An 18,860-nucleotide genomic window follows, 5' to 3' on the forward strand; every position below is an offset into this window, starting at 1 on the left:
AAAGGAAGATGGTAATGATGAAGTACGATTTTGACCGTGTGATCGATCGAAGCGTTACCAACGATATGAAATGGCACACCGGACCGGTGCGTAGCTACCTGAACGTGGAGGTCCGGGAGGACATGATCCCCATGTGGATCGCGGACATGGATTTTGCCTGCCCGCCCTGTGTGGTGGAGGCGGTAAAAGCCCGGGCCGAAAAGGAAATCTACGGCTACTGCGCCCCCGGCGTGGATTACTTCAAGGCCGTAACTTATTGGTACAAAAGCCGCTACGGCATTGCGCTGGACCCGGCCTGCATCTGCGTGGTGCCCAGCGTGGTGGGCGCCATCAACGCGGCCATCCGGGCCTTTACCCAGCCGGGCGAGGGCGTGATCATCCAGCAGCCGGTGTATGAGCCCTTTGCGGGTCTGATCCAGCAGACCGGCCGGACCGTGGTGAACAACGGCCTTGTCTGTGAGCAGGGGCGCTACCGGATGAACTTTGAGGAGCTGGAGCAGCTGGCCGCCAAGCCGGAGAACAAGCTGCTGGTGCTGTGCAGCCCCCACAACCCGGTGGGCCGGGTGTGGAGCCGGGAGGAGCTGGCCCGCCTGGGCCGCATCTGCAAGGAGAACGGCGTGCTGGTGGTGAGCGACGAGATCCACAGCGACATCGTCTACCCCGGCCACAAGCACACCCCCTTCTGGACCGTGGAGGAGGACTTTGCCAAGCACTGCATCGTTTGCACCGCGCCGGGCAAGACCTTCAACGTGGCCGGATTGAAGATGGCCAACACACTGATCTTCGATCCCGACATGCGCAGCCGGTTTGATGCTCAGATCAAGGCCATGTCGCTGGATGTGCGCAACACCTTCGGCCTGGAGGGTGTGGCTGCGGCCTACAGCCCGGAGGGCGAAGAGTGGCTGGAGGAGCTGCTGGTCTACTTAAAGGGGAACGCCGAGCTGGTGCGCGATTATGTGCAGGAACATCTGCCCCAGGTGGATTTTGTGGAGCCGGAAGGCACCTTCCTGTGCTGGCTGGACCTGACCCGTACCGGCCTGACCGATGCGGAGATCCTCAAGCGGGTGGACGTGGAGGCCGGCGTGATCTGTGTGCCCGGTCCCTGGTTCGGCAAGGGCGGCGAACGCCATCTGCGGCTGAACATCGGCTGCACCCGCGCCAATCTGGCGGCAGCCATGGAGCGCATCGCCCAGGCGCTGCAAAGCTAAGCATATCGAAAAAAGCCCGTGCCGGAATTTTTCCGGCACGGGCTTTTTGCTTGCTGCTTGGGGGGGATTATGAAAAATTACTCCTGGCTGAACTGGTCCTTACCAACGCCGCACAGGGGGCACTCAAAATCCTCGGGAACATCGGCCCACAGGGTGCCGGGGGCGATGCCGCCGTCCTCGTAACCCTCTGCCTCGTCGTAGACCCAGCCGCACACGTCGCATACAAAACGATTCATAACCAATACTCCTTTTCGCTCTATTTAGAAGTGAATGAATTTTTATGGGAGGGACCGTTTGGTCCATAGCTATAGTATATGCGGCAGGAGGAAAAAATCATGTTGCCGTGGCAACAAAAATTATCCCAGACTCAGGATGCGGCGGGCCGCGTCGGCAATGTATTCCGCCAGGGGCAGCTCGGGCAGGCCGCCGATCTGCACCCCGCACTTGCTCACCGGGATCAGCACCTTGCGGGCGGAGGAGTCCGCCACGGCCAGGGCCATGGCAGGGCTGCATTCGCCCATCATGCTGTTGGCCATCACGATGCCCATGGGCCCGGCGATCACGTCTGCCCGGCGGGCGTTCACGATCACTGCATTTTCGCCGGTGGCGCCCGCGGTGGCGCCCGCCTTCATCATGGCGCTGGTGGCGGCGGCGTTGGTGCCCACCGCCAGGATCTCGCCGGTGTAGCCGCCGGTGCGCAGCTTTTCGATCAAAGCGCGGCCGAAGCCGCCGCCCTGGCCGTCGATCACAACGATTCTCATGCAAAAACCTCGCTTTTCTTTGTCACAGCAGCGGCGCGAACAGGCGCAGCACCAGCTGAGCCACCCGCTTGGGCAGCGGGGTTTTATAAGTGTCCTCCAGGAACACCTCGTTGCTCACGCTCATGCACTCCTCCAGGTCGGCCCGTACGTCCTGCACCATCTGCCCGCCGTAGAAGGCGCAGCAGTTTTCAAAATGCAGATACAGGCTGCGGTAGTCCATGTTGGCGCTGCCCACGATGGCGGTCTTGTCGTCCGACACATACATCTTGGCGTGGATGAAGCCGGGGGTGTATTCAAAGATGCGCACACCGGCTTCCAGCAGCACCCGGTAGTAGCTTTGGGTCACCCAGTACACATACCATTTGTCCGGGATGCCGGGGGTGATGATCCGCACGTCCACGCCGCTTTTGGCGATCAGGGTCAGGGTGGTGATCATCTCGTTGTCCACCACCAGGTAGGGGGTGGCGATATACACGTAATTGGTGGCCTGCTGCAGCACGTTGAAGTAGGCGTTCTCCGCCACGTTTTCCTCGTCCAGCGGGCTGTCGCCGTAGGACTGCACAAAGCCCCGGGCGGTGTAGCGCAGGGTGGGCGCGTAGTCCTTCGGGTCGCTTACGCTGCCGGTGGTGAAGTCCCACATTTCCAAAAACAGCGCGGTCAGCGACTGCACGCCGCTGCCCTTGAGCATCAGGCCGGTGTCCTTCCAGATGCCGAAGCGCTTTTTCCGGTTGATGTATTCGTCGGAAAAATTCAGTCCGCCGGTGAAGCCCACGTTGCCGTCGATGACGGTGATCTTGCGGTGGTCCCGGTGGTTGAGCATGGTGTAGTCCGAGATCCGGCGGGACAGGCGGGGCGGTGCGAAGGGATAGCACTTGATGCCCTTGCGCCGCAGAGATTCGTCGTATTTTTCCGGCAAAGTGAACATGCAGCCGAAGGAGTCGAACAACAGGCGCACGTCCACGCCCTCGGCGGCCTTCTGGGTGAGGATCTCCAGGGTGGTGTCCCACATGTAGCCGGGCTTGATGATGAAATACTCCATGAAGATGAAGTCTTTGGCGTTCTTCAGCTCCTCCAGAAAACGGGGGAAGAAGTCCTGGCCCCAGGCGTAGTATTCGCTCTGGGTGTCGCCGTAGAGGGGCGCGCCCGCGCAGTGGGACAGATAGGTGGCGCTGCGGGCCAGATTTTTGTCTTTCACCAGCAAACGGCGCATGGGCTCCGGGTCCTGCTGCAGGGATTTGGTCCCCCGTTCGGTGATGGACTCCAGCCGCTTGGCGTGCCGGTTGCCGGTGTTCCGGTGGCCCCAGAACAGATAGAACAAGGTGCCGGTGGGCGGCATGACCAGAATCATGATCAGCCACATGATCTTGTAGACCGGGTTCACCTTGTCCTTATCCAGCAGCGTGAGCACCGCCAGGGCGCTGAGCAGCATCAGAAACAGATAAAAATAGGGGAAAAACTTGCCCAGCTCGATGGCGACGCCCACCACCAGAACGATCTGAAGCAGCAGCAAAACCGCGAAGAAAAAGCTGCGGGACAGCAGGCCCCGGCCCAGCTTTTTGCGGGCTTTGCTTACCTTTTTTATTTCCATAATAATAAAATGCCTCCTGCATGAAAAAGAAAAACCAAAAGGAACAGCCTTTGTGGGATATTATATCACAGTTTTCCCATGAAATCGACGGTAAGGCAATGCCGCATCCTTCCGGGTGGCGGAGCGCGCCGGAAAATATCAGGGAAAATCTTGGCGCGATACACCGCCTGAAGCGTTTGCCGTTTATCGTGCGGGGCTGCCCGATAAGCCCCCTCGGCCAAAGAAAAAGAGCGCACGTCCGCCGGAGCGGCAGGTACGCTCTTTGAAAGAATTATTCCGCTTGGCTGGCGCTCTGACTGGCGCTCTGTGCGGCGCTGGAGGACTGGGCCTGGGAAGAGGCGTCCGAACCGTCGCTGCCGCTGGCAGGGGCGGGGTCCGCCGCGCCGTAGGTGCTGATGGTCACGCTGTTGAGCAGCACGTCCTCCACCGGCTTGCCGTTCTCGTCCACCTCGCTCTGGGCCAGGGTGTCCACCACGTCCATACCCTCGTAGACCTGGCCGAACACGGTGTCGGTGTAGTCCAGATAGGGCAGACCGCCCGCCGCGTCGTAGGCCTCGATCACCTCGGTGCGCACGCCTGCCTCTTCCATCTGAGTACGCAGGCTGCCGTCCAGCTTTTCGGGCAGCGACTGCACGAAGTAGAACTGACTCAGGCCCGAGACGTTTTCATCCGGGCTGAAAGCGGCGCACAGGGCGCCGGAATAGTGGTGCAGCTGGTCCGAGATCTCTTTCGGATAGGGATTGTTGTTCCAGATGGTGGAACCGGTGGTGCCGCTGCCGGAGGCGTCGCCTCCCTGCACCACAAAGCCGGAGACGATGCGGTGGAAGCTGGTGCCGTTGTAGTAGCCCTCCTGAGCCAGACGGGTGAAGTTCTCCACCGCCATAGGCGCCTGGTCCGGGTAAAGCACGGCGCGCACCTCACCGGCGCTGGTGTTGAAGATGGCGATGGGGTCGCCCTCGGCGGGAGCCTGGAACTGAAGCTCTTCGCTTTCCACCTTGGGGCGTTTGATGGAGCTGCCGGTGATACCGCCGCCGCAGCCCGTCAGCAGGCCGGCGGCCAGTACGGCGGCCGCAGCCAAAGCAATGAATCTGCGCAAGGAAGATGCCCTCCTGATAAATTTATGATAGAAGTAATACATATTATACCACAAAGCTGGGGAAAATAAAAACCGATCGCTCCAAGTATTTTATAAAACTTTCACAGCGGGTTTTGTTGCGTTTTTCTATTGACGCAAAGGGCAAAAAAGGGTAAACTTTATCTAGCAGATCACACAGGCGAGGCCGTTAAGGCCCGCCCGAAAAAGGAGAGCAAACATGGCTGAGAACAACACCCCTGTCACCGAGCAGGAAGAAGATTACACCCCCGACCTGGTGACCCTGGAGGACGAGGAAGGCAAAGAGCACACCTTTGAGGTGATCGACGCGGCCGACCACAAGGGCGTTCACTACATGGCGTTGGTTCCCTACGTGGAGAACGAGGAAGAGCTGGAGGACGCCGACCTGGATCTGATCCTGATGAAGGTTGGCCAGGACGCGGAGGGCGAATACCTGGATATCGTGGAAGACGACGAGGAGCTTTACGAAGTGAGCAATATGTTCGAGAAGCGCCTGCGCGAATTCTTCGACATCGAGCAGTAAGCCTGCCGCCCAAACACGCTTAGCATCCTGCCTTGTGCGATTTGTTGCAGCTTTAAATAATCCTACTAATCAAATTCAGGGAGCCCGGAGTTGACCGCCGGACCGCAGACCTCCCGCCCATCAAGGGGAGCACGGAAGAAGGGAGTGGAAAAGCGGCCACAGGGCACCCACCTGCCATCCGGTAGGTTTTGATTGGCTGCAGACGGCAAGGCGGGGCTATTTGAAAACAAAAGTGCCCCCGGTCCTTTCAAGAACCGGGGACTTTTTGTATCCCGCAGCAAAAGGAGGGAGCCCCCATGGGAAAGGGCGATTACCACGGCGCAAGCCACATCTATGCCAGCCGTGCGGGTACCAGCCCCCGCGCCGAGTACCGGGAGTTCGATTTTGAGCCCGGCCGCGAGGCGGAAAAGGACGAACTGCTGCGCAGGGTGCGCCGCCCGGAGCTGACCATCCAGGCGGGCTATCTGCGCCGGCCTGCCCGGAAGACTGCAAGCAAGAAATAAAAAGCGCCGCCCCCGGCAAAAAGCCGGGAGCGGCGTATTTTTTGCGATGGAAAAAATGAATCAGAAGCCCAGGGGCTCGCCCACCAGCAGCACCTTGATGCGGCCGGGAATCCGCTGATAGCGGTGGATGGTGGTGGTGCAGCAGATCCGGGCGGGGCTGTGGCAGTCCGCGCAGGTGCCGGTCACGGCGCAGGGGGTCTTGCAGCCCAGACGGTCGGTGTTGGCGGGGGCGGCGATCTCCTTCACACGGCGGGCGGCGGCGTGGATGTCCTTCACGATCTTGTTGCAGCCCACCACCAGCAGCACGTTCTTGGGGCCGAAGGTCATGGCGGCCACCCGGTTGGCGGTGCCGTCCACGTTGTAAAGCTCACCGGCCTCGGTCACGGCGTTGGTGCTGGCCAGATACCAGTCGGCGCTGAACACCTGGCGGAACAACGCGTCCAGCTCCTCGCCGGTCACCTTGCTGCGGTCCAGATACTGGTAGCGTCCGCTGGCCAGCAGCTCCATCACGCCGGTCTCGGCCAGGCTCACGCTGCCGCCGTTGGAGACAACGGCGCCCTCGGGAATCATCTGCTCCACAAAGGGACGGACCTCGGCGGCGGTCTTTACGTAATAGGCCTCCATGTTATTGGCGCGCAGGGCTTCCATGGTGCGCTGGATGCGGCGCTCGGTGTTTTGGATCACTGCTTCATGCATGGGAATTCCTCCTTCAAAAGCTTGCCCGATGGGCTTGGATGTTTTTTTTCTATTATAGCACATCTTTTGCCGCCCGGCGCTGCGGGAGCGACCCGCTGCACAAAAGTTTTACAGACGGCTGGCAGGGGCTCCCATTGCAGGAGCCGGGGCGGTTGTGCTACAATGGTTTAAAGCGGCAGCGCGTGGGCGCGGCTGCGTATTATGCGATTTTTACCGGTGCCAGGCGCCGGGTCGCATCAAAGGAGTATGACTTGCATGGCCAAGCGCTTAAAGGCCGGTGATAAGATCCCGGCGTTTTCCTACGACACCCCTTACGAACCGCAGAAAAGCTTTTATGGCTTTCTGAAGGGGGACAAGCCGGTGGTCCTGGTGTTCCTGCCCAACTTCGGGCATCCCATCACCCGGCACTTTATCACCCAGTATCTGGAGACCATCTACGCGCTGCGCAGCGTGCGGCTGGCCTGTGTGGTGCGTTCCCGGCCGGAAGCCATTTCCAAGGTCGCGCCCAAGGGCTCGCTGCCCTTTGAGCTCATCTGCGACGCGGAGGGCGCGCTGTACGATTACTTCCAGATTCCCCAGAAGCAGGGCATGCTGCGCTGCTATTCCCTGGAGGGTCTGCGCATCATCAAGGAGGCCCGGCAGCAGGGGTATTCCCCGGCCAAAAACGAGCGCCACCAGCTGCCCCTCACCCTGGTACTGAGCGAGAGCGGCCAGGTGCTGTTCGCCCATTACGGCCACAGTATGACCGACCTGCCGGCGGACTGCTCGGCCATGGAGCGCGTGGCTCAGGAGCTGCCCCTGCCCGCGCCGGAGCAGCCCGAGCAGGCACAGCCGCAGACGGATGCCTTTGGCGGCTTTGAAAACCGGGACCAGGGCGCGCTCACCGAGGAGGAGCTGCTGGCCGCGCTGGAGGAGAACAAGGCCTTTGAGGCGCAGCAGGCCGTGGAGGACGAGCCCTCCGCTCTGCCGGAACCTGACCACCGGCAGGAGCCGCAGCCCGCACCCCGGGCAGAGCAGCCGGAGCAGGGATGGAAGGCCGCGCCGGAAAGCGGCGTCTATCCGCCGCAGGAAGCGCCGCAGGAACCGCAGGAGCCCACCGAAGCGCCCCAGGAGCCGCAGGACCCCCTGCCCGCCTCGGTCTGGCGGGGCAAGATGATCTATCCGCCGGATCATGTGCCGGTGAAGGTGGATTTTTCCGCCTTGGGTTTTGGCGACAAGAAATAATGAAAAGAAACCGGGCCGGAACGCGTCGGCAATGCCAGCGTTCCGGCCCGGTTTTTGTTTTCAATTGGAAAAGTGCCGCTTACAAAAGCGCCGCGCACAGCGAGATCAGCAGCGGCACCGCGGCCGAGCAGACCACCCCGTTGAACACCGAGAGCACCACCGTTTCCTCGTCGGTGAAACGGATCATCATCGAGAGGGTGGTGTCCTCACTGGTGGCGGCGGCGGGGGCAATGCAGGTGTAGTAGTTCAGGCGGCGGGAGATGGGCGGAATCACGAAAAAGGAGAAGATCTCCCGCATCAGGTTGCTCAAAAAGGCAATACTGCCCAGCTGCGCTCCGGCCAGATTGCCCACAGTCACACCGGCCAGGCTGTACCAGCCCAGACCGCTGGCCACCATGGTGCTTTCCTCAATGGAAAAGCCCAGCAGCGGGGCGCACACCGCGCCGCCTACCAGCGAGCCCGCGATGATGCCGATGGGAATGAGAAAAGCCTTGATGTGGTATTGCTTGATCTTCGCCAAGATGCCCTCGTGCAGGCCGATGCTGATGCCCACCAGGAACATGAGCAGATACAGCACCAGGTCCGAGTGACCGGTGAGCAGGGTCAGCAGGGGAAATTCCAGGCCGGAAAGCCCGTAAAGAACGCCGCCCACCAGGGCGATCACTGCCAAAATCACCATGAGTCGGTCACCTCCGTTTGTTGCGTTTTTCCCGTCCGTTCATGAAACGGCAGGTGAGAAGATAGACAAAAAGCACCGAAAAAGCCACAGGCACCAGGCAGAACACCAGACTTTGCAGCCCCAGCTGGCCCAGCTCCTGCAAAAAGCCCGGCCGCTGCCCCAGCATGACGCCCATGCAGAAGATCAGCGCCAGGGTGCACACCACCTGCAGCCGCTCGCAAAGCTTTTTGTATTGCTTCGGGAAAAACCGGCTGCCCACCAGCACTCCCAGACACATGATCAGGATTACATCCACAAACGGTCCCCTCCAGTTCGCGCAATTTCTCCCTATTATAGCAAAAAAGCGCTGGGGTGGCAATGCACCCCAGCGGGAAAAACGGTGTTATTGGATGGGCTCGGCGGGCTGTGCCTCCACCGGGCGGGGCAGCTCCACCACCGGACCGGTACGGAATACCTTGGAGGCGAAGAAGGGCAGGTACAGCACGGCCATTGCCGCCATGCCCAGCAGCACGCTGGTCCAGTCCAGCACCTGATTCTGGATGGCGCTGGGGTCGGTGAACAGGGTGATGGCGTTGTTGTTGAAGAAGTGGATCAGCACCGGCGCCCAGATGCTCTTTGTCTTCATGTAGGCGAAGCCGAAGAAAACGCTGTAGCAGATGCAGAGTACGATCTGGTTCACTACGCTCAGACCCCAGGTGGCAGGGCTGTAGAAAAAGATGTTGATGGGCAGGTGCCACAGCCCCCAGGCCACGCCCAGCACCACAATGCCGCCCCGCAGGCCGAACCGCTTTTGCAGCAGAGGCTGTAAAAAGCCGCGCCAGCCGTACTCCTCCCCGAAAAAGGCGGTGTATACCAGCAGGAAGTTCAGCGGCATACTCACCAGCATGCTGGTGAAATAGAGCGGGTCAACGGAAGTGGATTCTGCTTTTGCCAGAGTAGGGTCCACCAAAATCATCAGCCCGCTGAGCAGGACGATCCGGACAAAGTAGAGAACCGCAAACACCGCAAACACCGCAAATACCCAGCGGTTGAGCCGCATGCCCCAGGCGGTGCGGCGTGCCTTGCCGTCGAGAAAATAAAAGACCCAGCACAACACGCTGCCCACCATGATGACCCCGTTGCTTGCCGCCACCCAGGGCAGGGCGGGGGCAATGGCGCTGGCAAGGGCGCACAGAGCCATGAGGACGGTCACCAGCAGGAAACAGATGTAAAATTTGCGGGGGATGGTTTTGTCCTCCCGGCGGGTGAGAAGAATGGCAAGGATAGCGCCGGCGGCAGGGTAGAACATCTGGGCCGAGGGAAAGGCCCTCACGTCGCTGCCTGCGTGGTAGGCAAGGCCCATGGGGATGCCCAACAGATAGGGCAGCACAAAAGCGACCAGTCCGAAGATAATCAGCTGCCGTTTTTCCACGGCGGTCCAGTTGGTTTTCATGACAGATTCCTCCTTTTCGTGTTTGAAGTCAACGGTTGGGTTTTACATGTTGCAGCCAGTAATTGCGCAGCTGATAGGTAAGGGTCTGCATCATCCACAGCCCGCCCAGCAGCACGAACCACAGGGCGCTGATGGACCAGGCGGAGCCCACCATCAATAGTACCAGCAGAACGAAGGGGTAGACGAAATTCATGATCTGGAAGGTAAAGTAGCTGCAATCACCGATGGCCTTCTGCTCCGCCTCGTCGCAGCTGGCGTACCAGTCTTTGTGGAATTTGGTGTCAAATACATTGCCCTGTTTTTCCGGGTAGAGTTTTTTGGTGGCCCCGATCACCAGGGCCTGTAGTGCGGTAAGCCAGACAAGTTGAAGAATCAGCAGCCCAAACCCGAAGCCGGCAAGCGGGATTGATTCCGCCCGAATGGTCCGCCCAAAGGCCAGCCCCGCAGTCAGCATAAACCAGGGAAAGCCCAGGGTGGTCAGGATCAAGGCAAGGCATAGCAGCCGGTTGGCCTTCTCATAAGCCTCGTCGTCCTCATCGGCACGGGCCATGGGTTTTTTCGCCGCCAGATACAGGGTGGTGGCTGCCGCAGACAGCAGCAGACCCAAAGCCATTAGCGGAACGCCTGCCCTGTAAAGACCAAGGCTGATCGCATCACTCAGGCTGGAAAGACCGTCGAATCCCGACCCGATGAGCATGCTGCATGCGGCACCGAACAGGCCGCATACCACAATGATGATCGCAAATTTCACATAGACCCAGGTGTTTTTCTTTTCCGCTTTCGGTTTCATTGTTCTTCCTCCCCCGTCAGATAAAATACCTCTTCCACAGGCGTTTCAAACACCTGTGCGATGCGCAGCGCCAGCGTGATGGAGGGGTTATAATCTCCCCGCTCGATCAAACTGATGGTCTGGCGGGACGCCCCCACCAGCTGCCCCAGCTGCTGCTGGTTCAGCGACTTGGCCGCGCGAAGCTCCTTGAGCCGGTTTCCCAGCGGCATAGGCTCGACCTCCTTTTCGTTGCAAAACATCCCTGTCAAATTGACAACTATCTTTGTCATCATCAGTATAGCAATGACAAGGATTTTTGTCAACTGGTTTTGACAAATATTTTTGTCATTTTCCCGGCGGGCAAAAATGGGCAGAAAAAATCCCCCCGGTGAAAACCGAGGGGAAAAGGCTTATTGAATGTTGAAGGCCCGCTGCACCCGGTAGATGATGTAGCGGAAGGTGTCCACAATGAGCCACAGCTCGATGAGGATGTAGTTGGGCAGATTCTTCAGCCGGAACTTGGGCTTTTCCAGCTTGCCCATCACCTTCAAGGCTTCTTTAAAGCCCTGGCCGTAGGCCGGGCCAAAGCCACGCAGCCGGAACATGGCAGCCTTGAGCAGGTAGCCCGCCGTCAGGGGCAGGATGTTCAGAATAAACATCAGAATGGGCATGTTCTTGTAAGGCAGCAAAATGCTGTTGCGCCCGCTCTGGATGCTCTTGAAGGGGTTGTAGCGCACTGCGCCGGTGGTGGCGCCGCAGATGTGGTAGCACTTGGCAGTGGGGCAGTAGACGTTTTTATAACCCAGGCTGTTGGCCCGCCAGCTGATGTCCACGTCCTCGTAGTAGGCGAAGAAGTTTTCGTCGAACAGGCCGATCTTGTCCAGAATGCTCTTGCGGTAGAGCGCCGCGCCGCCGCAGGCGGAGAACACCCGGCAGGGCTTTGTGTAGCGGCTGGCCTTCATGCCGTCGCCCCGCTTGCAGGCAAAGCCCAGAATGGTCACGTAATCGCCCGCGTCGTCCGCCAGCTCCCGCTCGAAGTGGCGGATCATCAGGCTGCTCACCGCGAAGATGCGCTCGTCGGCTTCGGCGGTGCGAATCAGGTTTTCCAGCCAGTCCGGCTCGGCAAAGGCGTCGTTGTTGAACAGGGCCACGAACTCGCCCCTGGCGGCCCGGATGCCCTGGTTCACCGCGTAGGAGAACCCGGTGTTGCGGTCGTTTTCAATGAGGATATAGTTTTCCCGGCCCACATAGCTGCGGGCGATCTCCAGGCTCTCGTCGGTGGAGGCGTTGTCGATCACGATCAGTTCAAAATCCCGCATGGTCTGGGCCCAGACGGATTCGATGGAATCCCGCAGCCAGCCAGCCCCGTTCAGGTTGGGGATCACCACAGTGGCTTTCATTGGCGAAAACCGCCTTTCTCTTTTGTATTTTTAATCCATTTGCCATTATAGCAAACTTTTGCCCGGCGGGCAATGCGAGCTTTTTCTCTTTATCACTTTATGATATGATGAGAAAAACAGCGATTCTGAAAACGGGAAGGAGGAGCGAACCATGAGCAGTGTATTTGGAATCACCGCGATTTTCAGCTGGCTGGTGCTGCTGGTGAATCTGGCGCTGGTGGCGCTGGGCGTTGCCGTGCTGGTGCTGAGCATCAAAGTTTTGCTTCTGATGATCCAGGCGCTGCGGATCTACATCCGCAAAAACAGCGACTGAGCGGCAGACAAAAGGCTCCGGTCTGCGCCCCTTAAAGAGGGGAACGCGGCCGGAGCCTTTTTCGTCGGATTATTTCAGCGCGGTCTCAATGCTCTGGAACACCTGGTCCTGATTTTCACACATCACCAGAACCACCTCGCCGCTTTTCAAGGTCTCCAACTTGGCAGCCTTGGCAATGGCGTACTGGTCCGCCAGATAGTTCTCCTGGGCGGATTTCTGGGACTCGATGAATCCGGAAAGGGCTTCCTTTACCGCGTCGGTCTTGCCCTCAGCGGGCTTCACGATGGCCACGCCGTAGGCCTTCACGTTCATCAGCGACACGCTGTAGGAGGTGCTTTCCACGTCCTCGGCGGTCAGGCCCAGTACCTCCAGGCTCATCTGGCCCTGGCTGGCAATGGCTTCCGAGTCCAGATGCTCGGCGTAGCCCTTGCTGGCGGTGTAGCTGTCACCCTCCAGGGTGAAGATGGTGTAGTTGCCGTTGTCCTCCTCGGTGCGGCTCTCCGCCAGGGCGGCGGTGTAGTCAGCGGGGGTATGGCTGGCAGCGGAATCCGTGCCGGAGGAGGCGCAGCCCACCAGACCGGCGGCCAGAACACCGGCCAGAAGAATCGAAAGTAAACGTTTCATAAAAACACTCCTTTATCAATGGGCAGCCCCGCCGACGGCGGGAGAAAACGGCCCTTTGCTGCAAGTATGCCCCAAAGGTCGCCGGAATTGCCCCTGTGACTGGAATACGAAGCAGCGCCCCGGATTATTGCGCCGGGCTGAAAAAAGAGCCCCGTTCCACTGGAGTGGACAGAATGATCTGGGTGCTGGTGGGGCCCATGCGCTGGAACCGGGTGATCAGCTGCTCCAGCTGCTGCATGCCCTCGCAGCTCACCTTCACAATGAAGCTGTGGCTTCCGGTCACGTGGAAGCACTGGCGCACCTGGGCGTCCGCCCGGGCCAGGGTGAGAAATTCGTCCCGGTCCGCCGGTGCGATGGATACGCTGATCAGCGCATCCACGCTGCTCTGGCGCTGGGGGTCCCGAAGCAGGGCGGTGTAGCCCGCGATCACGCCCTGTTCCTCTAGACGCCGGATGCGGCTGGATACCGCCGGGCTGGTGAGGGCTACCTGACGGGCGATGTCCTTCACAGGCATACGAGCATTTTGCTCCAAAAGCATCAGGATCTTTTTGTCTAAATCGTCCAAAAAAACAGCTCCTTTCAAAGAGATAACAAAATGACATAAAAAATTGACAAAGTTAAGAAAAAATATAGAGAAATTATACAATCAAAAGAGATGAAAAGAATTTTGTGGGTTCACTTAATTATATAAAGCAAAAACGCAAAAGTAAAGGGAAAAAGGAAAGAAAAGACTGGCATTTCCATTTGACATATTAAGAAAAATGGGTATACTAAAGACAGTGCCAGACAGGCACTCCTAAATTTGATAACTTCTCACTTATTATACTTTCCCACCCCTCTATGCAGAAAGGCCCGCCGGTTTTCCGGCGGGCCTTTCTGCTTTTTATTCAGTTTTCCAGCAGGTACGGCAGATAAATGTGCAAATCGCTGCTCTTCACAAAGCCCTCGAAGTAGACTCCGTTTTCCCGGTAGTCCTCCACCGAAACGCTGCCCCGGCTGCGCATGGCCTCGGCCAGACCCAGCTTGTCGTAGGGGAGCACCAGCTTCACCGCCCGCACCCGGTCCGAGAGGGCGGCGTCCAGCGCGGCCAGCAGGTCGTCCAGGCCCTGGCCGGTCTTGGCGCTGGTCAGAATCACCGCCGGGTCAAAGGGAGTGGCCCCGGCCTTGTCGCACTTGTTGTATACGGTCAGCTGAGGAATTCCCTCGCAGCCCAGCTCCGCCAGTACCTGATCGGTGACGGTCAGCTGCTCCTCCCGCTCCTCGTCGGCGGCGTCCGCCACCTTCACGATCACGTCGGAATAGGCGGCCTCCTCCAGGGTGCTCTTGAAGGCCTCCACCAGCTTGTGGGGCAGACGGCTCACAAAGCCTACGGTGTCCACCGCGATCACGTTCAGTCCGCTGGGCAGGGTCAGCTTGCGGGCGGTGGGGTCCAGGGTGGCGAACAGCATGTCCGCCTCCATTACCTCGGCCCCGCACAGGGCGTTCAAAAGGCTGGACTTGCCCACATTGGTGTAGCCCACCAGGCTGATCACCGGGGTACCGGCCTTCTGGCGGGCCCGGCGGTTCTCACCGCGGCGCTTTTCCAGCTCGGTGAGCTTCTGCTCCAGCGCCTCGATGCGCCGGTGGATGTGCCGCCGGTCGTATTCCAGCTTGCTTTCGCCCGCGCCGCGCCGGGCACCGCCGCCGCCACCGCCGCCGCCGCCCTGGCGGGAAAGGCTCTCGCCCAGGCCCTGCAGCCGGGGCAGCCGGTAGCGCAGCATGGCCAGTTCGGTCTGCACCTTACCCTCGTTGGTCACAGCCCGGCTGCGGAAGATCTCCAGAATCAGCATGGTGCGGTCCAGCACCTCCACGTCCAGTAGTTCGGACAGGTTGCGGATCTGGCTGCCGGAAAGCTCGCCGTCAAAGATGGCCGCCTCGGCCCCCAGATTCTGGCAGTAGAGCTTGGCCTCCTCCAGCTTGCCCTCGCCCAGCAGGGTGCCCGCCTCGGGGGCGGCGCGCCGCTGCACGATCTGGGCCACCGCCTCCATGCCATTGGCCTCGCACAAAGCGCTCAGCTCGTCCATGCTGCGGTCTGCGTCGAACTGGCCCAGGTCCAGCCCCAGCAGGACCACCTTCACGGGCTCCTTGTCTTGGATCATCAATTCACTCATATAAGCTCCTTTTATCGCATCAAAGATTCGTGTTTCGGTTCACATAGCACCGGCAGGCCACCGGGGTGCCGTCAAATTTGGTGTAGAGGCTGTCGTGGTCCCAGATCCATCCGGCCTTTTCCATCACCCGGCCGCTGGCGGGGTTTTCGGTAGCATGGCAGCAGGCCAGCCAGGACCCGCCCACCTCCTTGAACCAGAAATCCCGCACGGCGCACAGGGCCTCGGTGGCGTAGCCCTTGCCCCAGAAGGCGCGGCCATAGCAGTAGCCCGCCTCCCACACACCGGCGGAATGGTCCAGGCCGGGAGCATGCCAGCAGGCGGGGTCCTGTTCCTCGCCCTCCATCACGCTGATGCTGCCGAAGGGTGCATCCGACCCACGCAGGCAGACGGCCCACTGGTAGTAGTCCGGATTTTGGTAAAGGGCCTCCCAGGCGGCCAGCAGCTGGGCGCTCTCCAGCCAGTCCTTGTGAGGGTCCCAGCGCAAAAAGCGGGTCACCTCCGGGTCGCTGGCCCAGTTTTCAAACATGGGAATTGCGTCGGCGGCGGTAAATGGCCGCAGAATCAGCCGCTCGGTCTCCAAGATCGGTGTGCCCAGATGGCGCATGGAAATCCCCTCCTCATAGCCCCTTTTGCCGGGGAAAGTGCTTTTATTATAGGTGCAAGCGGGCAGTGTGTCAATTTTTTTGAAAAAAGATGAAGAACCGGCAGATTCAGGCTCGTTGTATGAGCAAAGGGAAACCTACTGAGTCGATAGGAAGTACCGGGACCATGCATACCGCCCGCCCGGGGAAGGGAAAGTACCGCCCGCAGAGGGCCGCGGCGAAAGGAGTCAGAATCATGCCGAATGTTTACTTATTGTTATCCCGCACCGATACCCTGTTTGCCCGGGCCATGCACGGCCTGACCGGCAACCGCTATACCCACGTGAGCCTGGCGCTGGACCGGGACCTGGAGCAGATGTACAGCTTTGCCCGCCGCTACGAGATCGCGCCTTTGCCCGCCGGATTCATCCGGGAGAATCTGTACGACGGAGTCTACGGCCGCAGCGGCACGGCGGACAGCCTGGTGCTGGAGCTGCCGGTGAGCCAGAAGGCCTACGGCCGCATCGCCCGCCGGCTGGAAAAGATGGAGCGCCGCCAATTGGATTACGGCTACGACGTGCTGGGTCTGGCGCTGGCCTGGCTGGGTATCGCCCACCAGCGGCGGAACAAATTCGTGTGCAGCCAGTTTGTGGCGCAGACTTTGCAGGATGCCGGGGCGCTGGAGCTGCCGGACCATCCCAGCCTGGTGCGCCCGGAGGATTTTGCCTATCTGGAGCCGCTGCGGGTGGTGTATCAGGGGCCGCTGGCCTGGGCGGGCCGTGTGGGCCGCCGGGCGATGGCCGCCTGACCGGTTACAGAATCAAACAGAAATAAAAGCAGCCCGCCATGGTGCAAAGCCATGGCGGGCTGCGTTTTTCATGTGGGCAGCTCAGATCAGGAATGCGCCGTCCAGCGCAAGGAAGGTGAGCTGGGCGGTTTCCTCCGAAACCCCGTAGTCGGCCCGGTAATTGCCGGAAGCGGTGGAGATCAGTACCGGGGCAAGGTTGTTGGAGGACTCTTCGGCAGGCTGCACGGATTCCACCACAGGCAGGCCCATCTCATCAAAAAGGTCGGGCACAATCGCCTGAAACTGCTCCAGTGAGCCGGAGGAATCGGAGGAATGGAGCCCGCTGTTCATGGGCGGAGCCACCCTCAGCGAGAGCAGCTGGCCGTTGATGGCGTCCAGCAGGGCGATGAAATGGAAGCTGCCCTCGTCGGTGCCGTCCGGGGCCTGCCAGCAGTCCACGCTCCAGATGGTGCGCTCGCCGTTCTGGTAGTCGGTGCGGCGGAAGGCATAGGTAGTGAACTGGTATTCCCCCAGCGGGATGCCGCTGGCGGTTTCCATCCAGCGGGCGGCGGTGTTTACCGCCTGCTGCACGTCCATACAGGCATCGTCCGGCTGAATATAGATTTTGTAGTAATCCGGCATACCCTCCAGCCCGTTGTTGAGCTGGACCGGGTCGGGATGTTCAGCCACAAATTCCTCGGTGTAATCGTGGTAGGCGTAGTCGCAGGCGTCCAGCGCGGCGCTTACCGGGTCCGGCGCGGAGCTGGAAGAGACACTCACCGGGTCGCTCACCGCCACCGGGGTCTGGCCGGGGGCGGAGCAGGCGGAAAGGAGCAGCACGGCGCAGAGGGCAGTGGTAAAAACAGAACGGCGTTTCATGATGAATCCCTCCTCAGCGGTCGATGGCATCTTTTTCGTGCAGGGCGTCCACCCGCGCCTGCCCACCGGTGGCAGTCACATTCTCAAAGTAGGTGAGGGTGTTGCCGGTGGAAAACTGGAACAGGGCGGTGTCGCCGTTTTCCAGAACCGCCCAGAGCCAGTCCTGATGGGCGCTGCCCTCATCCGTAAACTCGGTGCTTTGGATCTGGCCCAGGCCCGCGGCGGTGCAAAAGTCCTGGGCCAGCTGAGGCCAGGAGTCCTTTTGAGGCTGCTCCGGGTCGGTGCAGCCATCTGCCGGGGAAAGGAAATAGCTAAACAGATCGCCTGTCACCGAATCCATTTGCAGGAATACCGATGCGGCACGTTGAAAGAGCGGGTTTTCCTGATTGCTGGGAATGGGCACGCTGGCCTCCACCACAGACTGGGTCCGGGAAAGGTTCGGGTCCTCCATGTAACACAGCGCAATCAGCTGGGAGGAAAGGTCCATCCCCAGGGCAGACTGGCACAGCTCACCTGCCTTTTTGGCAATGTCCTGGGTGGGCAGAAATTCCGGCCGGGGCAGAGTAGGGACAGGCTGCCCCTCGGCGGGGTCGTAGGTTTTGTATTCCTCGATTTTTTCCGCAGTGCGGTCGATAAAACGGAAGTCATAATCCTCCACGATCTGCCCGGTGGCGGCAGCAGAGCTCACCGGATCGCTCACCGCCACCGGAGTTTTGCCGGGGGCGGAGCAGGCGGTGAAGAGCAGCACGGCGCAGAGAGCGGCGGTCAGATATTGGTAAAATTTCATTGCATCATCCCTCCATCATCCACGATTTCATTCTTCAGCAGCGCATCCACGCGGCCCTGGCCACCCATTGCGGTGGCGTTCTCAAACGTCAGCACGGGCTGATCCAGATGGAACACCACCCGGTCGCCGTTGTCCAGCGTGGCCCAGAGGGACTGGGTGAAAGAGTCAGCGGCGGAATATTGGCAGTCGCTCAGCTCGCCAAGTCCCGCAGCGGCACACAGCGCCTTTGCCCGTTCCAGATAAACGGTTTCACGGGTATCGTCGGTCACCGGCTGCTGCGGAGTAAACGAGCCGGAGTAGGAAAGCAGCCGGCCGGTCGTTGCGTCCAGCTGGGCGCTGACGGTCAGGGTCGGGTTGCCATTGGCGTAGTCCGTCAGGGTTTTCGGCTCCTGCGTTTCATCACAGCCGGGCAGATATGCCGTCACATCCACCAGGTCGTTGGTCACATCGAACCAGGTCTGCCGGTGAAAGACCAGCTCAAACTGCTGCTGAGAGAAATCAAGCCCGGTATCCTTTTCAAAAATTGCGGCGGCAAGGTTTGTAAGCTCCTGTTCGCTGAGAAAATTTTCCTCCCGGGGAGCGGGCAAAAATTGGTCGATGGGGTCTGTGCTGGGACTCAGCTCGAAGAGTTCCTGGGTAACATCCTGATAGCTGTAATCATAATGATTCACCAGCTGGTCCACCGGGTCGGCAGTGGTGTTGGCGGCGGCGCTCACCGGGTCGTTGACTGCCACCGGGGTTTTGCCGGGGGCGGAGCAGGCGGAAAAGCCGGTCAGGGCCAAAGTGGCCGCCAGGCTGAATGCAAGGGTACGGCGGTTCATTCTAATATCCTCCTTGGCAGG

The 18,860-nt window shown here is 60.0% G+C and carries 24 protein-coding genes and 1 other RNA gene; 7 read left to right on the top strand and 18 right to left on the bottom strand.

The genetic code is table 11. From position 1 onward, the window contains the following. Nucleotides 1–14 precede the first annotated feature (14 nt). Complete coding sequence (locus B5G03_RS05340; protein ID WP_242962298.1) at nucleotides 15–1,208, top strand: MalY/PatB family protein; 1,194 nt, start codon at nucleotides 15–17, stop codon at nucleotides 1,206–1,208. 77 nt (nucleotides 1,209–1,285) lie between these two features. Here the strand turns inward: B5G03_RS05340 and B5G03_RS05345 are convergent, their stop codons facing one another. From B5G03_RS05345 to B5G03_RS05360, 4 genes are all read right to left on the bottom strand, one after another. Further along, nucleotides 1,286–1,444, bottom strand: coding sequence for a rubredoxin (locus tag B5G03_RS05345; RefSeq protein ID WP_087180730.1), 159 nt, complete (start codon nucleotides 1,442–1,444; stop codon nucleotides 1,286–1,288). Nucleotides 1,445–1,564: 120 nt separating this feature from the next. Then, on the bottom strand, nucleotides 1,565–1,969 hold the full coding sequence (locus B5G03_RS05350) for a DUF3842 family protein (protein ID WP_087180731.1): 405 nt from the start codon (nucleotides 1,967–1,969) through the stop codon (nucleotides 1,565–1,567). A 22-nt stretch (nucleotides 1,970–1,991) separates the two neighbouring features. Next, nucleotides 1,992–3,557, bottom strand: coding sequence for a cardiolipin synthase (gene cls / locus B5G03_RS05355; protein WP_087180732.1), 1,566 nt, complete (start codon nucleotides 3,555–3,557; stop codon nucleotides 1,992–1,994). A gap of 271 nt (nucleotides 3,558–3,828) precedes the next feature. Beyond that, nucleotides 3,829–4,653 (bottom strand): peptidylprolyl isomerase, encoded by an 825-nt coding sequence (locus B5G03_RS05360; protein ID WP_242962299.1) that lies wholly within the window; start codon nucleotides 4,651–4,653, stop codon nucleotides 3,829–3,831. A gap of 217 nt (nucleotides 4,654–4,870) precedes the next feature. On the opposite strand from B5G03_RS05360, the gene B5G03_RS05365 reads away from it, so the two are divergent. The 3 genes from B5G03_RS05365 (at nucleotide 4,871) to B5G03_RS05375 (ending at nucleotide 5,697) form a co-directional block, all read left to right on the top strand. Continuing rightward, nucleotides 4,871–5,194 (top strand): DUF1292 domain-containing protein, encoded by a 324-nt coding sequence (locus B5G03_RS05365; protein WP_058963670.1) that lies wholly within the window; start codon nucleotides 4,871–4,873, stop codon nucleotides 5,192–5,194. A gap of 21 nt (nucleotides 5,195–5,215) precedes the next feature. Further along, a non-coding RNA gene (gene ssrS, locus B5G03_RS05370) (6S RNA) lies at nucleotides 5,216–5,415 on the top strand. A gap of 75 nt (nucleotides 5,416–5,490) precedes the next feature. Continuing rightward, on the top strand, nucleotides 5,491–5,697 hold the full coding sequence (locus B5G03_RS05375) for a hypothetical protein (RefSeq protein WP_087180734.1): 207 nt from the start codon (nucleotides 5,491–5,493) through the stop codon (nucleotides 5,695–5,697). Between the two features lie 60 nt (nucleotides 5,698–5,757). Here the strand turns inward: B5G03_RS05375 and B5G03_RS05380 are convergent, their stop codons facing one another. After that, a complete protein-coding gene (locus tag B5G03_RS05380; RefSeq protein WP_087180735.1) occupies nucleotides 5,758–6,393 on the bottom strand; it encodes a lactate utilization protein in 636 nt (211 codons plus the stop codon). A gap of 255 nt (nucleotides 6,394–6,648) precedes the next feature. On the opposite strand from B5G03_RS05380, the gene B5G03_RS05385 reads away from it, so the two are divergent. Then, nucleotides 6,649–7,617, top strand: a complete 969-nt coding sequence (locus B5G03_RS05385) for a thioredoxin domain-containing protein (RefSeq protein WP_162613344.1) — start codon at nucleotides 6,649–6,651, stop codon at nucleotides 7,615–7,617. Nucleotides 7,618–7,696: 79 nt separating this feature from the next. Here the strand turns inward: B5G03_RS05385 and B5G03_RS05390 are convergent, their stop codons facing one another. From B5G03_RS05390 to B5G03_RS05415, 6 genes are all read right to left on the bottom strand, one after another. Further along, nucleotides 7,697–8,296 carry a LysO family transporter gene (locus B5G03_RS05390; RefSeq protein ID WP_087180737.1) on the bottom strand — a complete coding sequence of 200 codons (600 nt, stop codon included), beginning with the start codon at nucleotides 8,294–8,296 and terminating at the stop codon, nucleotides 7,697–7,699. 7 nt (nucleotides 8,297–8,303) lie between these two features. Continuing rightward, the gene (locus B5G03_RS05395) at nucleotides 8,304–8,591 is read right to left on the bottom strand and encodes a hypothetical protein (protein WP_087180738.1); all 288 of its coding nucleotides are present in this window, start codon (nucleotides 8,589–8,591) and stop codon (nucleotides 8,304–8,306) included. Between the two features lie 87 nt (nucleotides 8,592–8,678). Then, nucleotides 8,679–9,728: a CPBP family intramembrane glutamic endopeptidase gene (locus tag B5G03_RS05400; RefSeq protein ID WP_087180739.1), complete on the bottom strand. Its 1,050-nt coding sequence runs from the start codon at nucleotides 9,726–9,728 to the stop codon at nucleotides 8,679–8,681. Between the two features lie 28 nt (nucleotides 9,729–9,756). Next, a complete protein-coding gene (locus B5G03_RS05405) occupies nucleotides 9,757–10,518 on the bottom strand; it encodes a DUF3169 family protein (protein ID WP_087180740.1) in 762 nt (253 codons plus the stop codon). Continuing rightward, entirely contained in the window at nucleotides 10,515–10,727 is a 213-nt protein-coding gene (locus B5G03_RS05410; protein ID WP_058963662.1) for a helix-turn-helix transcriptional regulator, read from the bottom strand. Before B5G03_RS05410 ends, B5G03_RS05405 begins: the two co-directional genes overlap by 4 nt. Before the next feature lie 180 nt (nucleotides 10,728–10,907). Next, nucleotides 10,908–11,897, bottom strand: coding sequence for a glycosyltransferase family 2 protein (locus B5G03_RS05415; RefSeq protein WP_087180741.1), 990 nt, complete (start codon nucleotides 11,895–11,897; stop codon nucleotides 10,908–10,910). A 151-nt stretch (nucleotides 11,898–12,048) separates the two neighbouring features. Here B5G03_RS05415 and B5G03_RS17360 point away from each other — a divergent pair, with 151 nt between their 5' ends. Continuing rightward, a complete protein-coding gene (locus B5G03_RS17360) occupies nucleotides 12,049–12,210 on the top strand; it encodes a hypothetical protein (RefSeq protein WP_162613345.1) in 162 nt (53 codons plus the stop codon). A gap of 69 nt (nucleotides 12,211–12,279) precedes the next feature. On the opposite strand, the gene B5G03_RS05420 is transcribed toward B5G03_RS17360, so the two are convergent. The 4 genes from B5G03_RS05420 to B5G03_RS05435 all read right to left on the bottom strand — a co-directional run bounded on the left by B5G03_RS05420 (nucleotide 12,280) and on the right by B5G03_RS05435 (nucleotide 15,588). After that, complete coding sequence (locus B5G03_RS05420; protein WP_087180742.1) at nucleotides 12,280–12,834, bottom strand: DUF4358 domain-containing protein; 555 nt, start codon at nucleotides 12,832–12,834, stop codon at nucleotides 12,280–12,282. Between the two features lie 124 nt (nucleotides 12,835–12,958). Then, the gene (locus B5G03_RS05425; protein ID WP_087180743.1) at nucleotides 12,959–13,399 is read right to left on the bottom strand and encodes an Lrp/AsnC family transcriptional regulator; all 441 of its coding nucleotides are present in this window, start codon (nucleotides 13,397–13,399) and stop codon (nucleotides 12,959–12,961) included. A 322-nt stretch (nucleotides 13,400–13,721) separates the two neighbouring features. Beyond that, entirely contained in the window at nucleotides 13,722–14,984 is a 1,263-nt protein-coding gene (hflX, locus tag B5G03_RS05430; RefSeq protein WP_087180744.1) for a GTPase HflX, read from the bottom strand. 19 nt (nucleotides 14,985–15,003) lie between these two features. Beyond that, nucleotides 15,004–15,588, bottom strand: a complete 585-nt coding sequence (locus B5G03_RS05435) for a GNAT family N-acetyltransferase (RefSeq protein WP_087180745.1) — start codon at nucleotides 15,586–15,588, stop codon at nucleotides 15,004–15,006. 233 nt (nucleotides 15,589–15,821) lie between these two features. Between B5G03_RS05435 and B5G03_RS05440 the strand changes: the two genes are divergently transcribed. Further along, the gene (locus B5G03_RS05440; protein WP_087180746.1) at nucleotides 15,822–16,373 is read left to right on the top strand and encodes a hypothetical protein; all 552 of its coding nucleotides are present in this window, start codon (nucleotides 15,822–15,824) and stop codon (nucleotides 16,371–16,373) included. 81 nt (nucleotides 16,374–16,454) lie between these two features. Here the strand turns inward: B5G03_RS05440 and B5G03_RS05445 are convergent, their stop codons facing one another. The 3 genes from B5G03_RS05445 to B5G03_RS05455 are packed head-to-tail and all read right to left on the bottom strand — an operon-like array spanning nucleotide 16,455 to nucleotide 18,839. After that, nucleotides 16,455–17,231 carry a hypothetical protein gene (locus tag B5G03_RS05445; protein WP_087180747.1) on the bottom strand — a complete coding sequence of 259 codons (777 nt, stop codon included), beginning with the start codon at nucleotides 17,229–17,231 and terminating at the stop codon, nucleotides 16,455–16,457. 13 nt (nucleotides 17,232–17,244) lie between these two features. After that, entirely contained in the window at nucleotides 17,245–18,018 is a 774-nt protein-coding gene (locus B5G03_RS05450; RefSeq protein ID WP_087180748.1) for a hypothetical protein, read from the bottom strand. Next, the gene (locus tag B5G03_RS05455; protein ID WP_087180749.1) at nucleotides 18,015–18,839 is read right to left on the bottom strand and encodes a hypothetical protein; all 825 of its coding nucleotides are present in this window, start codon (nucleotides 18,837–18,839) and stop codon (nucleotides 18,015–18,017) included. The genes B5G03_RS05450 and B5G03_RS05455 overlap by 4 nt, the downstream gene beginning before the upstream one ends. Between the last annotated feature and the right edge of the window lie 21 nt (nucleotides 18,840–18,860).

The organism is Gemmiger sp. An50 (genome assembly GCF_002161595.1).
In the GTDB taxonomy this organism is placed as follows: Bacteria; Bacillota; Clostridia; order Oscillospirales; family Ruminococcaceae; genus Allofournierella.

Excerpts from the sequence above, each read along its gene's own strand:
- B5G03_RS05340 (WP_242962298.1), top strand. The coding sequence starts at position 15 with ATGATGAAGTACGATTTTGACCGTGTGATCGATCGAAGCGTTACCAAC.
- B5G03_RS05345 (WP_087180730.1), bottom strand. The coding sequence starts at position 1,444 with ATGAATCGTTTTGTATGCGACGTGTGCGGCTGGGTCTACGACGAGGCA.
- B5G03_RS05350 (WP_087180731.1), bottom strand. The coding sequence starts at position 1,969 with ATGAGAATCGTTGTGATCGACGGCCAGGGCGGCGGCTTCGGCCGCGCT.
- cls (WP_087180732.1), bottom strand. The coding sequence starts at position 3,557 with ATGGAAATAAAAAAGGTAAGCAAAGCCCGCAAAAAGCTGGGCCGGGGC.
- B5G03_RS05365 (WP_058963670.1), top strand. The coding sequence starts at position 4,871 with ATGGCTGAGAACAACACCCCTGTCACCGAGCAGGAAGAAGATTACACC.
- B5G03_RS05375 (WP_087180734.1), top strand. The coding sequence starts at position 5,491 with ATGGGAAAGGGCGATTACCACGGCGCAAGCCACATCTATGCCAGCCGT.
- B5G03_RS05380 (WP_087180735.1), bottom strand. The coding sequence starts at position 6,393 with ATGCATGAAGCAGTGATCCAAAACACCGAGCGCCGCATCCAGCGCACC.
- B5G03_RS05385 (WP_162613344.1), top strand. The coding sequence starts at position 6,649 with ATGGCCAAGCGCTTAAAGGCCGGTGATAAGATCCCGGCGTTTTCCTAC.
- B5G03_RS05390 (WP_087180737.1), bottom strand. The coding sequence starts at position 8,296 with ATGGTGATTTTGGCAGTGATCGCCCTGGTGGGCGGCGTTCTTTACGGG.
- B5G03_RS05400 (WP_087180739.1), bottom strand. The coding sequence starts at position 9,728 with ATGAAAACCAACTGGACCGCCGTGGAAAAACGGCAGCTGATTATCTTC.
- B5G03_RS05405 (WP_087180740.1), bottom strand. The coding sequence starts at position 10,518 with ATGAAACCGAAAGCGGAAAAGAAAAACACCTGGGTCTATGTGAAATTT.
- B5G03_RS05410 (WP_058963662.1), bottom strand. The coding sequence starts at position 10,727 with ATGCCGCTGGGAAACCGGCTCAAGGAGCTTCGCGCGGCCAAGTCGCTG.
- B5G03_RS05415 (WP_087180741.1), bottom strand. The coding sequence starts at position 11,897 with ATGAAAGCCACTGTGGTGATCCCCAACCTGAACGGGGCTGGCTGGCTG.
- B5G03_RS17360 (WP_162613345.1), top strand. The coding sequence starts at position 12,049 with ATGAGCAGTGTATTTGGAATCACCGCGATTTTCAGCTGGCTGGTGCTG.
- B5G03_RS05420 (WP_087180742.1), bottom strand. The coding sequence starts at position 12,834 with ATGAAACGTTTACTTTCGATTCTTCTGGCCGGTGTTCTGGCCGCCGGT.
- hflX (WP_087180744.1), bottom strand. The coding sequence starts at position 14,984 with ATGAGTGAATTGATGATCCAAGACAAGGAGCCCGTGAAGGTGGTCCTG.
- B5G03_RS05435 (WP_087180745.1), bottom strand. The coding sequence starts at position 15,588 with ATGCGCCATCTGGGCACACCGATCTTGGAGACCGAGCGGCTGATTCTG.
- B5G03_RS05440 (WP_087180746.1), top strand. The coding sequence starts at position 15,822 with ATGCCGAATGTTTACTTATTGTTATCCCGCACCGATACCCTGTTTGCC.
- B5G03_RS05445 (WP_087180747.1), bottom strand. The coding sequence starts at position 17,231 with ATGAAACGCCGTTCTGTTTTTACCACTGCCCTCTGCGCCGTGCTGCTC.
- B5G03_RS05450 (WP_087180748.1), bottom strand. The coding sequence starts at position 18,018 with ATGAAATTTTACCAATATCTGACCGCCGCTCTCTGCGCCGTGCTGCTC.
- B5G03_RS05455 (WP_087180749.1), bottom strand. The coding sequence starts at position 18,839 with ATGAACCGCCGTACCCTTGCATTCAGCCTGGCGGCCACTTTGGCCCTG.